This window comes from Flavobacterium branchiophilum FL-15 (genome assembly GCF_000253275.1).
Taxonomy (GTDB): Bacteria; Bacteroidota; Bacteroidia; order Flavobacteriales; family Flavobacteriaceae; genus Flavobacterium; species Flavobacterium branchiophilum.
In genome coordinates this window covers 2,977,230-2,989,681 of record NC_016001.1, presented here as the reverse complement: position 1 = coordinate 2,989,681, position 12,452 = coordinate 2,977,230, and the positions used below count along the sequence as shown (strand labels likewise).

Sequence of the window (12,452 nt, the reverse complement as noted above, 5' to 3'; positions counted from 1 at the left end):
AATGGCTTATATACCTAGACTAAAAGATGAATATAAGAGCAGAGTTATTGCTGCTCTTACAGAAGAATTCGGTTACAAAAACGTAATGCAAGTTCCAAAATTGGAAAAAATCGTTTTGAGTAAAGGAGTTGGTGCAGCAGTATCTGACAAAAAATTAATTGACTATGCAGTTGATGAATTGACTAAGATTACTGGACAAAAAGCAGTTTCCACTATTTCTAAAAAAGACGTTGCGTCTTTTAAATTAAGAAAAGGAATGCCAATTGGTGCAAAAGTAACATTGCGTGGCGAAAGAATGTATGAGTTTTTAGATAGACTAATTACATCAGCATTACCACGAGTTAGAGACTTTAGCGGAATTAAAGCTACTGGTTTTGACGGACGAGGAAATTACAACCTTGGTGTTTTAGAACAAATCATTTTCCCTGAAATTGATATTGATAAAGTAAATAAAATATCTGGTATGGATATCACTTTTGTTACGTCTGCCAGTACAGATAAAGAAGCAAAATCTTTGTTATCTCAATTAGGATTACCTTTTAAAAAGAATTAAGACATGGCAAAAGAATCAATGAAAGCCCGTGAGGTAAAAAGAGAAAAAACTGTTGCAAAGTATGCCGAAAAAAGAAAAGCTTTATTAGAAGCTGGAGATTATGAAGGTTTACAAAAATTACCTAAAAATGCTTCGCCAGTTCGTTTACACAATCGTTGTAAATTAACTGGAAGACCTAGAGGGTATATGCGTCAGTTTGGTATTTCTCGTGTTACATTCCGTGAAATGGCTAACCAAGGATTAATTCCTGGAGTTAAAAAAGCGAGCTGGTAATTGCCAGAAAGAGCTGTTTTAAAATTAATTTAATTGATTTTAGGTTCAATAAAATAGTTTTATTGAAAACCGGAATCGCAAATATAAAGTAAATGAATACAGATCCTATTGCAGATTATTTAACAAGAATTAGAAATGCGGTAGCAGCTAACCACAAAGTGGTGCAAATACCTGCTTCTAATCTTAAAAAAGAAATCACCAAGATTTTATTTGATCAAGGATATATTTTAAGTTACAAATTTGAAGAGAACGCTGTACAAGGTTCAATCAAAATTGCTTTGAAGTATGATAAAGATACTAAAGAGCCTGTAATTAAAGATATTCAAAGAATTAGTAAACCTGGTTTACGTAAATATGCGGGTGCTTCTAAACTTCCTAGAATCCTTAACGGATTAGGAATTGCTATTGTTTCAACTTCTAAAGGTTTAATGACTGGAAAGCAAGCAAAACAATTGAATGTTGGTGGAGAAGTAATTTGTTACGTATACTAATAATTAAGACTACAATATGTCAAGAATAGGTAAAAATCCAATTGTAGTTCCAGCCGGAGTAACAGTAGATGTTCAGGAAGGTGTAATTACAGTAAAAGGAAAATTAGGTCAACTAACACAAGAGTTTTCGGATGTAAGTGTAAAAGTTGAAGGCGATCAAGTTATAGTAGAAAGATCGTCTGATCATAAAAACCATAGAGCAAAACACGGTTTGTACAGATCATTAGTCAATAATATGATTATTGGAGTGTCTGAAGGTTTTACCAAATCTTTGGAGTTGGTTGGAGTTGGTTATAGAGCTTCAAATCAAGGTCAAAAATTAGATTTGGCTCTTGGATTCTCACACAATATTATTTTAGAAGTAGCTCCTGAGGTAACTTTGGAAACTATTTCAGAAAAAGGGAAGAATCCAATTGTGAAATTAACATCATTTGACAAACAACTTTTGGGTCAAATTGCGGCAAAAATTAGAGGTTTCCGTAAACCAGAACCTTACAAAGGAAAAGGTGTTAAATTCGTAGGTGAAGTATTAAGAAGAAAAGCAGGTAAATCAGCTTAAAAAATAAGATTATGTCATTAACAAAATCTGATAGAAGACAGAGAATTAGATATAGAATAAGAAAAACAATTAGTGGTACTACTGCTAAACCTAGACTTTCTGTATTTAGAAGTAATAAAGAAATTTATGCTCAATTAATTGACGACGTAAATGGAGTTACTTTGTTAGCTGCATCTTCAAGAGAAAAAGAAATAGGAAAAGGTACGAATGTTGAAGTAGCTTCAGCTGTTGGTAAACTTGTTGCCGAAAAAGCTTTAAAAGCTGGAATCGAAACAGTAACATTTGATAGAGGAGGTTATTTATATCACGGTCGTATTAAATCATTAGCAGAAGGCGCAAGAGCTGCTGGACTTAAATTCTAATATATATGTCTAATAAATACAAGAATGTAGAGTTTGTAAAACCAAGTGGATTAGAATTAAAAGATCGTTTGGTAAGTGTAAATCGTGTTACTAAAGTTACAAAAGGGGGTAGAGCATTTGGCTTTTCTGCTATTGTAGTGGTTGGTGATGAAAATGGTGTAGTGGGTCATGGTTTAGGAAAATCTAAAGATGTATCTGAAGCGATTGCTAAAGCAGTTGAAGATGCTAAGAAAAATTTAGTAAAAATTCCTTTGAATGGTCAATCTGTACCACACGAACAAAAAGGTAAATTTGGTGGTGCACGTGTATTTTTAATTCCTGCCTCTCATGGTACTGGAGTTATTGCTGGTGGTGCTGTTCGTTCAGTACTTGAATCAGTAGGTATTCATGATGTATTATCAAAATCTCAAGGATCGTCTAACCCTCACAACGTAGTAAAAGCTACTTTTGATGCATTATTGCAAATGAGAAGTGCTCATACGGTTGCAAAACAAAGAGGGGTTTCATTAGAAAAAGTTTTTAAAGGTTAATTCAACGGAAATTATGGCTAAGTTATTAGTAAAACAAGTTAGAAGTAAAATCAATTGTCCTCTTACACAAAAAAGAGGATTAGAGGCTTTAGGACTTCGTAAAATGGGACAAGTAGTAGAGCATGAATCAAATGCTACTATACTTGGGATGATAAACAAAGTAAAACACTTAGTTTCTGTTGAAGAAGCTAAATAATTAATTACAGTTATGAATTTAAGTAATTTACAACCTGCTGAAGGATCAACACACAATCAAAATAAAAGATTAGGTAGAGGCGAAGGTTCTGGAAAAGGTGGTACTTCTGCAAGAGGACACAAAGGAGCAAAATCACGTTCTGGTTATTCAAAAAAGATTGGTTTTGAAGGTGGTCAAATGCCACTTCAAAGACGTGTGCCTAAGTTTGGTTTTAAAAACATTAATCGTAAAAATTACGAAGGTGTAAATTTAGATACGCTTCAATTATTAGTTGATAATGGTGCGATTCAAGATACTGTTGATATGTCAGTATTTGTTCAAAATCGTTTAGCTACTAAAAATGAAATTGTTAAAATTTTAGGTAGAGGCGAGCTTAAAGCAAAATTAAAAGTAACTGCTCATAAATTTACTGCTTCTGCAAAAGCTGCTATTGAAGCAGCAGGTGGTGAAGCTGTAACATTGTAAAATTCAATCAAGATGAAGAAATTTATTGAATCATTTATTAATGTTTGGAAAATCGAAGAACTAAAAAATAGAATCCTCATTACTTTGGGGCTTCTATTAGTTTATCGATTTGGAGCGCATGTTACGCTTCCAGGTATTGATGCTACAAAATTAGATCAACTTTCAAATCAAACTAGTGAAGGTATTGGTTGGTTAATCAACGTTTTTACAGGTGGTGCGTTTTCTAAAGCTTCTGTATTTGCATTAGGTATTATGCCTTATATATCTGCTTCTATTGTGGTGCAGTTAATGGGAATTGCTATTCCTTATTTGCAAAAACTTCAAAAAGATGGCGAGAGCGGAAGAAAGAAAATTAACCAAATTACCCGTTGGTTAACTATTTTGATTACATTAGTACAAGGTCCAGGTTATATTTATAATCTTTACAGAACGATACCAAATGCAATTATTTCTTCAACTAATCCAGAGTTGATTTCTGAGTTTTCTTTCCTATTTTCATCCGTAACGATATTAGTAACAGGAACTATTTTTGCTATGTGGTTGGGTGAAAAAATTACAGACAAAGGTATCGGAAATGGTATTTCTTTGTTGATAATGATTGGAATTTTGGCTAGAATGCCTCAAGCTTTTATTCAAGAGTTTTCGTCTGTTGTTTCTCAAAATAATGGAGGACCTATGTTAATTGTTTTTGAAATAATTATTTGGTTTTTAGTAATCATTGCTTGTGTATTGCTAGTGATGGCTGTTCGTAAAATCCCTGTACAATACGCAAGACGTACTGCTTCGGGCGATTTTGAACAGGATATGCTAGATGCTAACAGACAATGGATTCCATTAAAATTAAACGCTTCGGGAGTTATGCCAATAATTTTTGCTCAGGCTATTATGTTTATACCATCTGCAATTGCGGGATTATCTAAAACATCTGAAACTGCTCAATCTATTAGTGCAGCTTTTAGTAATATTTTTGGACTATGGTATAATGTTGTTTTTGCTACATTGATTGTTGTATTTACCTATTTATATACTGCAATTACAGTTCCAACTAATAAAATGGCAGATGATTTAAAAAGAAGCGGTGGTTTTATCCCTGGAATTAAGCCAGGCGCAGAAACATCTGATTTTTTAGACCACTTAATGTCATTAATTACTTTGCCTGGTGCATTATTTTTAGCATTGATAGCTATATTTCCAGCAATTGTTGTAAATTTGCTCAATGTTCAACAATCATGGGCGTTATTCTTTGGAGGTACCTCTTTAATTATTATGGTAGGTGTTGTTATTGATACTATTCAACAAATTAACACTTATTTATTGAATAAAGAATACGATGGTTTAATGAAAACAGGCAAAAATAGAAAAGCATTAGCTTAATATTATGGCAAAACAATCAGCAATAGAACAAGACGGATCGATAATCGAAGCATTATCTAATGCAATGTTTCGAGTAGAATTAGAAAATGGACATATTGTAATAGCTCATATTTCTGGAAAAATGCGTATGCATTATATTAAATTATTACCTGGTGATAAAGTTAAGTTAGAAATGAGTCCTTACGATTTGTCAAAAGCAAGAATTACTTATAGATATTAAATAAGCAATAAGCAATAGGCAAGTACATTTTATGTTTAGCGTAAGGCATATAGCAAAAAGCAATTAAAAAATGAAAGTAAGAGCATCAGTTAAAAAAAGAAGTGCCGAGTGCATTATTGTGCGTCGTAAAGGCAGATTATACGTGATTAACAAAAAGAATCCTAGATTTAAACAAAGACAAGGATAATTATGGCAAGAATTGCAGGGGTAGATATCCCAAAAAACAAGAGAGGTGTTATTGCACTTACCTATATCTTCGGAATAGGAAATAGTAGAGCTATTGAGATTTTAGATAAAGCTCAAGTTAGCCAAGACAAGAAAGTTAATGAATGGAATGACGACGAAATTGGAGCCATTAGGGATGCCGTTTCTTCTTTTAAAATTGAAGGAGAATTGCGTTCTGAAATATCTTTAAACATCAAACGTTTGATGGATATTGGATGCTACAGAGGAATCCGTCATAGATCTGGACTTCCGTTAAGAGGTCAAAGAACTAAAAATAATTCTAGAACTAGAAAAGGTAAAAGAAAAACTGTTGCTAACAAGAAAAAAGCAACTAAATAATAAGTAATATGGCTAAAGCAACTGCAAAAAAACGTAAAGTTATTGTTGAGTCAACTGGAGAAGCTCATATTTCTGCTACTTTCAACAACATCATCATTTCTTTGACAAACAAAAAAGGTGAAGTGATTTCATGGTCTTCAGCTGGTAAAATGGGCTTCAGAGGTTCTAAAAAGAATACTCCTTATGCTGCTCAAATGGCCGCAGAAGATTGTAGTAAAGTAGCTCTTGAAGCTGGATTGAAAAAAGTTAAAGTTTATGTAAAAGGACCAGGTAACGGACGTGAGTCTGCTATACGTTCCATACATAATGGAGGAATTGAAGTTACAGAAATTATTGATGTAACACCAATGCCTCATAACGGATGTCGTCCTCCAAAAAGACGTAGAGTATAATTTTATAAAGTAAATAGTATAACAAGGTAGCAACATAATTATCGAAGGATTAGACCTGAATTCATAATTTCTACCTTAAATTTTTAAAAAAATGGCAAGATATACTGGTCCAAAAACCAAAATAGCACGTAAATTTGGCGAAGCGATTTTCGGAGACGATAAAGCATTCGAAAAAAGAAATTACCCACCAGGGCAACATGGTTTAGCTAAAAAGAGAGGTAAAAAATCTGAATATGCTGTCCAATTAATGGAAAAACAAAAAGCTAAATATTCTTATGGAATTTTAGAAAAGCAATTTAGAAACCTTTTTGAAAAAGCTTCTGCAACGAAAGGGGTAACTGGTGAAGTTCTTTTACAATTATGTGAAGCAAGATTAGATAATGTGGTTTTTAGAATGGGAATTGCTCCTTCAAGAAGAGCCGCAAGACAAATTGTATCTCACAGACATATTACAGTAAATGGAGAGTGTGTAAACATACCATCCTATCATTTAAAAGCTGGTGATGTAGTTGCCGTTCGTGAAAAATCTAAATCTTTAGAAACTATCGATCGTTCTTTATCTAACTCTAGCCATGTTTATGAATGGATTACTTGGAATAATGATAAAAAAGAAGGAACATTTGTATCTGTTCCTGCTAGAATTCAAATTCCAGAAAATATCAAAGAACAACTTATCGTCGAATTGTACAACAAATAATAATTGACTTAGTCGAAATTATGGCAATATTTAATTTTCAGAAGCCCGATAAAGTTATCATGATCGATTCAACCGATTTTGAAGGTAAATTTGAATTTAGACCTTTAGAACCTGGTTATGGATTGACTGTTGGTAATGCTCTTAGAAGAGTTATGCTTTCTGCTTTAGAAGGGTATGCAATTACCTCTGTAAGAATTGAAGGTGTAGATCATGAGTTCTCTACTATTTCTGGAGTAGTTGAAGATGTAACAGAAATTATTTTAAATCTTAAACAAGTTCGTTTCAAACGTCAGATTGATGAAGTTGATAATGAAACTGTTTCGATTTCAATTTCTGGAAAAGACAAACTTACTGCTGGAGATTTTCAAAAATTTATTTCTGGTTTTCAAGTATTGAATCCAGATTTGATTATTTGTAATTTAGATGCTAGTATCAAATTGAGTTTTGAGCTAACAATCGAAAAGGGTAGAGGTTATGTTCCTGCTGAAGAAAATAAAAAACAAAATGCAGCTATTGGAACTATTTTTACTGATTCAATTTTTACACCTGTAAAAAATGTAAAGTATTCCATTGAAAACTTTCGTGTTGAGCAAAAAACCGATTACGAAAAATTAGTTTTTGAAATTAAAACTGATGGTTCTATTCATCCAAAAGATGCTCTCACCGAAGCTGCAAAAGTGTTAATTCACCACTTTATGTTATTTTCTGATGAAAGAATTACTCTTGAGGCTGATGAAATTGCTCAAACAGAATCTTATGACGAAGAGTCTTTACACATGCGTCAGTTATTAAAAACGAAGCTTGTAGATATGGATTTGTCAGTAAGAGCTTTGAACTGTTTGAAAGCGGCAGAAGTTGAAACACTTGGAGATTTGGTATCCTTCAATAAACATGACCTTATGAAATTCCGAAATTTTGGTAAAAAATCTTTAACTGAACTTGATGAACTTGTTGCGGTTAAAAATTTAACTTTCGGAATGGATTTAACAAAATACAAATTAGATAAAGATTAATCTAGTCCACCTTTTGGTGAGATTAAATTTTACACAGCAATGAGACACGGAAAAAAATTCAATCATCTTAGCAGACAAACTGGGCATAGAAAATCTATGTTGGCTAATATGGCTTGTTCTCTTATTGAGCACAAACGTATAAACACTACTGTTGCTAAAGCAAAAGCGCTTAAACAATTTGTTGAGCCTTTAATAACAAAATCTAAACAAGATACAACACACAACCGTCGTATCTGTTTTGCAAACCTTCGTAATAAGTATGCTGTAACTGAATTATTCAGAGAAGTAGCTGAAAAAGTAGGAGATCGTCCTGGTGGATACACCCGAATTATAAAAGTTGGTAATCGTTTGGGAGATAATGCTGATATGGCAATGATCGAACTTGTTGATTTTAACGAAATTTATAACGGTGGTAAAAAAGAAGTTAAAAAAGCTAAAAGCCGTCGTGGTGGTAAAGCTAAAAAAACAGAAGAAGTAGCTGAAAATCCTGCTACTGAAACAGAAACTACTGAATCTGCCGAATAATGATTTAATTGCATTAATATCAAAGGATAAACTTTATTAAGTTTGTCCTTTTTTTATGTTTTTACTTTATATTTTCTTTTAATTTATTAATTTTGCATTTCAACTAACTACTAATGAAATACACAACAAGACAACAAGCTATCCTACTTTTAAGTGATGGCACAATATTTTATGGCAAATCTATTGGTATTAGCGGCAAAACTTTTGGTGAAGTTTGTTTTAATACTGGTATGACAGGATATCAGGAAATATTTACAGACCCATCTTATTTTGGGCAAATCATGGTGGCTACCCATCCTCATATTGGTAATTATGGTGTAAATGATCAAGAAATTGAATCTCAAGACATTAAAATAGCAGGATTGGTATGTAAAAATTTTAGTTTTAATCATTCAAGACCAAGTGCTTCAGGTTCATTAGAATCTTATTTTCAAAAACAAAATTTAATTTGTATTGCAGATGTAGATACTAGAGCACTTGTAAGTTACATTCGTGATAATGGGGCTATGAATGCAGTAATTTGTACGGACGATACCGATATTGAAACGCTTCAAGCTTTATTAGCTTCTGTTCCAAATATGAAAGGTTTAGAATTGGCTTCAAAAGTTTCAACTACAACGCCTTATTATTTTGGTAATGAACTTGCTACATATAAAATTGCCGCTTTAGATTTGGGAATCAAAACTAATATTTTACGTAATTTAGCGAAACGTGATTGTTATATAAAAGTTTTTCCATATAACGCTTCATTTTCAGATTTAGCTGCTTTTCAACCGGATGGTTATTTTTTGTCTAACGGACCTGGAGATCCAGAACCATTAGATAGTGCAATTGCAGTAGCAAAAGAAATTATGGCACAAAATTTACCTCTTTTTGGTATCTGTTTGGGACATCAAGTCATTGCTTTAGCTAATGGAATCCCTACTTTTAAAATGTTTAATGGTCACCGAGGCATCAATCATCCTGTGCAAAATATTCAAACTGGTAAAGGCGAAATTACGTCTCAAAATCATGGTTTTGCAGTCGATAAAAATGCTTTGGATAGCAGTACTGATTTAGAAATCACACATCTTCATTTGAATGACGGCACGGTAGCTGGAATGAAGATGACGCATAAAAATTGTTTTTCAGTACAATTTCATCCAGAATCGAGTCCAGGACCTCACGATTCTACATATTTATTTGATCAGTTTATAGACAATATAAAATTGGGACAACGCTAAATCGTTATCGTTAATAATATTATAAATTATTATATTATTGATAAAAAAATATAGAATATATTTGTAATTGTAAATTATAAAATCAACTTTAAAAATAATAATTATGAGCATTATAGTAAAAATTCATGCAAGACAAATTTTTGATTCACGTGGAAATCCTACTGTAGAAGTAGATGTTATTACAGAAAATGGTATTTTAGGTCGTGCGGCAGTTCCATCTGGAGCTTCTACTGGCGAACACGAAGCGGTTGAATTACGTGATGGTGGCAAAAACTTTTTAGGCAAAGGTGTCTTGAAAGCTGTAGAAAATGTGAATACTAAAATTGCAGAATCACTTGTTGGCTCTTCTGTTTTTGAGCAAAATGCTATAGACCAGATGATGATTGATTTAGATGGTACACCAAACAAATCTAATTTAGGTGCCAATGCTATACTTGGTGTTTCTTTAGCAGTAGCAAAAGCAGCTGCTAACGAGTTAGGTTTGCCATTGTATCGTTATGTGGGGGGTGTTTCGGCCAACACGCTTCCAGTGCCTATGATGAACATCATCAATGGAGGGTCTCATTCTGATGCTCCTATAGCATTTCAAGAGTTTATGATAATGCCCGTCAAAGCAACATCTTTTTCACATGCTCTTCAAATGGGAACTGAAATTTTTCATAATTTGAAAAAAGTGCTTCATGATAGAGGCCTTTCTACAGCTGTAGGCGATGAAGGTGGTTTTGCTCCAAACTTGGCTGGCGGAACAGAAGATGCTTTAGACACTATCAAACTGGCTGTTGAAAAAGCTGGTTATACCTTTGGAGACCAAATTATGGTTGCTTTAGATTGTGCTGCATCTGAATTTTATGTAGAGGGCAAGTATGATTATACAAAATTTGAAGGTGCAACCGGCAAGGTGAGAACCTCACAAGAACAAGCAGATTACTTAGCGGATTTAGCATCAAAATATCCTATTATTTCTATTGAAGATGGAATGCAGGAAAACGACTGGGAAGGATGGAAATATCTTACAGAAAAAATAGGTAATAAAACACAATTAGTAGGAGATGATTTATTTGTAACGAATGTAGAAAGATTAGCTACTGGAATCGAAAAAGGAATTGCCAATTCAATTTTAGTTAAAGTAAATCAAATCGGAACATTAACTGAAACTATTGCTGCAGTAAATATGGCAAAAAATGCAGGCTACACTTCTGTAATGTCTCACCGTTCTGGGGAAACAGAAGACAATACAATTGCAGATTTAGCTGTTGCCCTCAACTGCGGACAAATTAAAACAGGATCAGCTTCTCGTTCAGATCGTATGGCAAAATACAATCAATTGATTCGTATTGAAGAGGAATTAGGTGCAACTGCTTATTTTCCTGGTGTAAAAGCATTCAAATAAATAGAGCTACATAATAATCAGCACTCGTTAAGTTATTATAACTTTTCGAGTGCTTTTTTTATTAATGACTCAATATTTTAACAGAAATATAATTTTTTATAAATTTTACGAAAACGTTTAAGTAAAAGTTTTTTTTTAATTTTTAATTTATTAAATTTGTTAAATTATTTTTATAAAAAGGAAAAACTTCAAACATATTATGTCAAAAACAGCAATTTTAGAATTAGATGGGAAAAAATATGAACTCCCAGTTATTATTGGTACAGAAAACGAAGTAGCCATAGACATCAATAAACTTAGAGATGTATCTGGTGCTATAACGATGGATCCAGGTTATAAAAACTCTGGTGTATGTAAATCAGATATTACTTTTCTTGATGGAGAAGAAGGAATATTGAGATATAGAGGTTATTCTATTGAAGATTTGGCCGAAAAAGCTGATTTTTTAGAGGTCTCTTATTTGGTTATTTTTGGAGAATTGCCTACCCAAAAACAATTAGAGGATTTTGAAAATGACATCCGAAAATATACATTGGTAAACGAAGAAATGAAAAATATCATTGATGGTTTTCCAAAAACAGCCCATCCAATGGGTGTTTTGTCTTCTTTAACAAGTGCCCTTACTGCTTTTAACCCTAAATCGGTAAATGTTGAAAATGAAAAGGAAATGTATGAAGCCGTTTGTAAAACAATGGGTAAATTCCTTGTAATTGCTACATGGACATACAGAAAAAGTATGGGATTCCCTTTGAATTATTATGACAATACCATAGGATATGTTGAAAATTTTATGCGTTTGATGTTTGAATTACCAACAGGCCCTTATAAAATAGACCCCGTAGTTATTGCTGCTTTGGATAAATTATTTATTCTTCACGCAGATCACGAACAAAATTGTTCTACATCTACCGTTCGTATGGTGGGTTCTTCTCATGCAGGATTATTTGCTTCTATTTCGGCTGGTGTTTCAGCTCTTTGGGGACCACTTCATGGAGGTGCAAATCAAGCCGTGTTGGAAATGTTAGAAGAAATTCAAAAAGATGGTGGAGATGCCGACAAATATTTGGCAAAAGCCAAAGATAAAGAAGATCCTTTCCGTTTGATGGGATTTGGTCACCGTGTATATAAAAACTTCGATCCAAGAGCTAAAATCATCAAAAAGGCTGCAGACGAGGTTTTGGCTACACTAGGTGTAAACGACCCTATTCTTCAAATTGCTAAAAAATTAGAAGAATCTGCTTTAGTAGATGATTATTTTGTTTCTAGAAAATTATATCCAAATGTCGATTTCTATTCTGGTATTATTTATCGTGCTTTAGGAATTCCAACCGATATGTTTACGGTACTTTTTGCGATTGGCCGTTTGCCAGGTTGGATTGCACAATGGAAAGAAATGCGTGTAAACAAAGAACCAATTGGACGCCCAAGACAAGTATATACAGGTTATGCACTTCGTGATTTCAAAGAAATGGACAAAAGATAAAAATTTATTTTTTTAATAAAAAAGCCTCAAGTAATATTATATTTGAGGCTTTTTCTTGTATTAAAATCATTTCCATCCCATTTTATGACAATCAAAAAAAGGTACTTCTAAATTTGCTAATTGAATTTAGCACATTTTGAAA

19 protein-coding genes are annotated in these 12,452 nt (G+C 33.0%); all 19 read left to right on the top strand.

Annotation, left to right across the window (positions count from 1 at the left end; all coding sequences use genetic code 11):
• Nucleotide 1 precedes the first annotated feature (1 nt).
• On the top strand, nucleotides 2-553 hold the full coding sequence (gene rplE, locus FBFL15_RS12945; RefSeq protein WP_014085012.1) for a 50S ribosomal protein L5: 552 nt from the start codon (nucleotides 2-4) through the stop codon (nucleotides 551-553).
• A gap of 3 nt (nucleotides 554-556) precedes the next feature.
• Entirely contained in the window at nucleotides 557-826 is a 270-nt protein-coding gene (rpsN, locus tag FBFL15_RS12940; RefSeq protein ID WP_014085011.1) for a 30S ribosomal protein S14, read from the top strand.
• 92 nt (nucleotides 827-918) lie between these two features.
• Nucleotides 919-1,317 carry a 30S ribosomal protein S8 gene (rpsH, locus tag FBFL15_RS12935; protein ID WP_014085010.1) on the top strand — a complete coding sequence of 133 codons (399 nt, stop codon included), beginning with the start codon at nucleotides 919-921 and terminating at the stop codon, nucleotides 1,315-1,317.
• A 16-nt stretch (nucleotides 1,318-1,333) separates the two neighbouring features.
• Entirely contained in the window at nucleotides 1,334-1,876 is a 543-nt protein-coding gene (rplF, locus tag FBFL15_RS12930; protein WP_014085009.1) for a 50S ribosomal protein L6, read from the top strand.
• 11 nt (nucleotides 1,877-1,887) lie between these two features.
• Nucleotides 1,888-2,238, top strand: coding sequence for a 50S ribosomal protein L18 (gene rplR, locus FBFL15_RS12925; protein ID WP_014085008.1), 351 nt, complete (start codon nucleotides 1,888-1,890; stop codon nucleotides 2,236-2,238).
• 5 nt (nucleotides 2,239-2,243) lie between these two features.
• Nucleotides 2,244-2,768, top strand: a complete 525-nt coding sequence (gene rpsE, locus FBFL15_RS12920; RefSeq protein WP_014085007.1) for a 30S ribosomal protein S5 — start codon at nucleotides 2,244-2,246, stop codon at nucleotides 2,766-2,768.
• A gap of 13 nt (nucleotides 2,769-2,781) precedes the next feature.
• The gene (gene rpmD / locus FBFL15_RS12915) at nucleotides 2,782-2,964 is read left to right on the top strand and encodes a 50S ribosomal protein L30 (protein ID WP_014085006.1); all 183 of its coding nucleotides are present in this window, start codon (nucleotides 2,782-2,784) and stop codon (nucleotides 2,962-2,964) included.
• A 12-nt stretch (nucleotides 2,965-2,976) separates the two neighbouring features.
• Nucleotides 2,977-3,429 (top strand): 50S ribosomal protein L15, encoded by a 453-nt coding sequence (gene rplO, locus FBFL15_RS12910; protein ID WP_014085005.1) that lies wholly within the window; start codon nucleotides 2,977-2,979, stop codon nucleotides 3,427-3,429.
• 12 nt (nucleotides 3,430-3,441) lie between these two features.
• On the top strand, nucleotides 3,442-4,803 hold the full coding sequence (gene secY / locus FBFL15_RS12905) for a preprotein translocase subunit SecY (RefSeq protein WP_014085004.1): 1,362 nt from the start codon (nucleotides 3,442-3,444) through the stop codon (nucleotides 4,801-4,803).
• Nucleotides 4,804-4,807: 4 nt separating this feature from the next.
• On the top strand, nucleotides 4,808-5,023 hold the full coding sequence (infA, locus tag FBFL15_RS12900) for a translation initiation factor IF-1 (RefSeq protein ID WP_007136545.1): 216 nt from the start codon (nucleotides 4,808-4,810) through the stop codon (nucleotides 5,021-5,023).
• 70 nt (nucleotides 5,024-5,093) lie between these two features.
• Nucleotides 5,094-5,210, top strand: a complete 117-nt coding sequence (ykgO, locus tag FBFL15_RS16220) for a type B 50S ribosomal protein L36 (protein ID WP_002987490.1) — start codon at nucleotides 5,094-5,096, stop codon at nucleotides 5,208-5,210.
• A gap of 2 nt (nucleotides 5,211-5,212) precedes the next feature.
• Nucleotides 5,213-5,587 carry a 30S ribosomal protein S13 gene (rpsM, locus tag FBFL15_RS12895; protein WP_014085003.1) on the top strand — a complete coding sequence of 125 codons (375 nt, stop codon included), beginning with the start codon at nucleotides 5,213-5,215 and terminating at the stop codon, nucleotides 5,585-5,587.
• Between the two features lie 8 nt (nucleotides 5,588-5,595).
• On the top strand, nucleotides 5,596-5,979 hold the full coding sequence (gene rpsK, locus FBFL15_RS12890; RefSeq protein WP_007803677.1) for a 30S ribosomal protein S11: 384 nt from the start codon (nucleotides 5,596-5,598) through the stop codon (nucleotides 5,977-5,979).
• A 91-nt stretch (nucleotides 5,980-6,070) separates the two neighbouring features.
• Nucleotides 6,071-6,676 carry a 30S ribosomal protein S4 gene (rpsD, locus tag FBFL15_RS12885; protein ID WP_014085002.1) on the top strand — a complete coding sequence of 202 codons (606 nt, stop codon included), beginning with the start codon at nucleotides 6,071-6,073 and terminating at the stop codon, nucleotides 6,674-6,676.
• Between the two features lie 20 nt (nucleotides 6,677-6,696).
• Nucleotides 6,697-7,689 (top strand): DNA-directed RNA polymerase subunit alpha, encoded by a 993-nt coding sequence (locus tag FBFL15_RS12880; RefSeq protein ID WP_014085001.1) that lies wholly within the window; start codon nucleotides 6,697-6,699, stop codon nucleotides 7,687-7,689.
• 39 nt (nucleotides 7,690-7,728) lie between these two features.
• Complete coding sequence (gene rplQ, locus FBFL15_RS12875; RefSeq protein WP_014085000.1) at nucleotides 7,729-8,214, top strand: 50S ribosomal protein L17; 486 nt, start codon at nucleotides 7,729-7,731, stop codon at nucleotides 8,212-8,214.
• Between the two features lie 113 nt (nucleotides 8,215-8,327).
• Nucleotides 8,328-9,437: a glutamine-hydrolyzing carbamoyl-phosphate synthase small subunit gene (gene carA, locus FBFL15_RS12870; protein ID WP_014084999.1), complete on the top strand. Its 1,110-nt coding sequence runs from the start codon at nucleotides 8,328-8,330 to the stop codon at nucleotides 9,435-9,437.
• Between the two features lie 103 nt (nucleotides 9,438-9,540).
• Nucleotides 9,541-10,827, top strand: coding sequence for a phosphopyruvate hydratase (eno, locus tag FBFL15_RS12865; RefSeq protein ID WP_014084998.1), 1,287 nt, complete (start codon nucleotides 9,541-9,543; stop codon nucleotides 10,825-10,827).
• A 199-nt stretch (nucleotides 10,828-11,026) separates the two neighbouring features.
• The gene (locus FBFL15_RS12860) at nucleotides 11,027-12,310 is read left to right on the top strand and encodes a citrate synthase (RefSeq protein WP_014084997.1); all 1,284 of its coding nucleotides are present in this window, start codon (nucleotides 11,027-11,029) and stop codon (nucleotides 12,308-12,310) included.
• The last annotated feature ends 142 nt before the right edge of the window (nucleotides 12,311-12,452 follow it).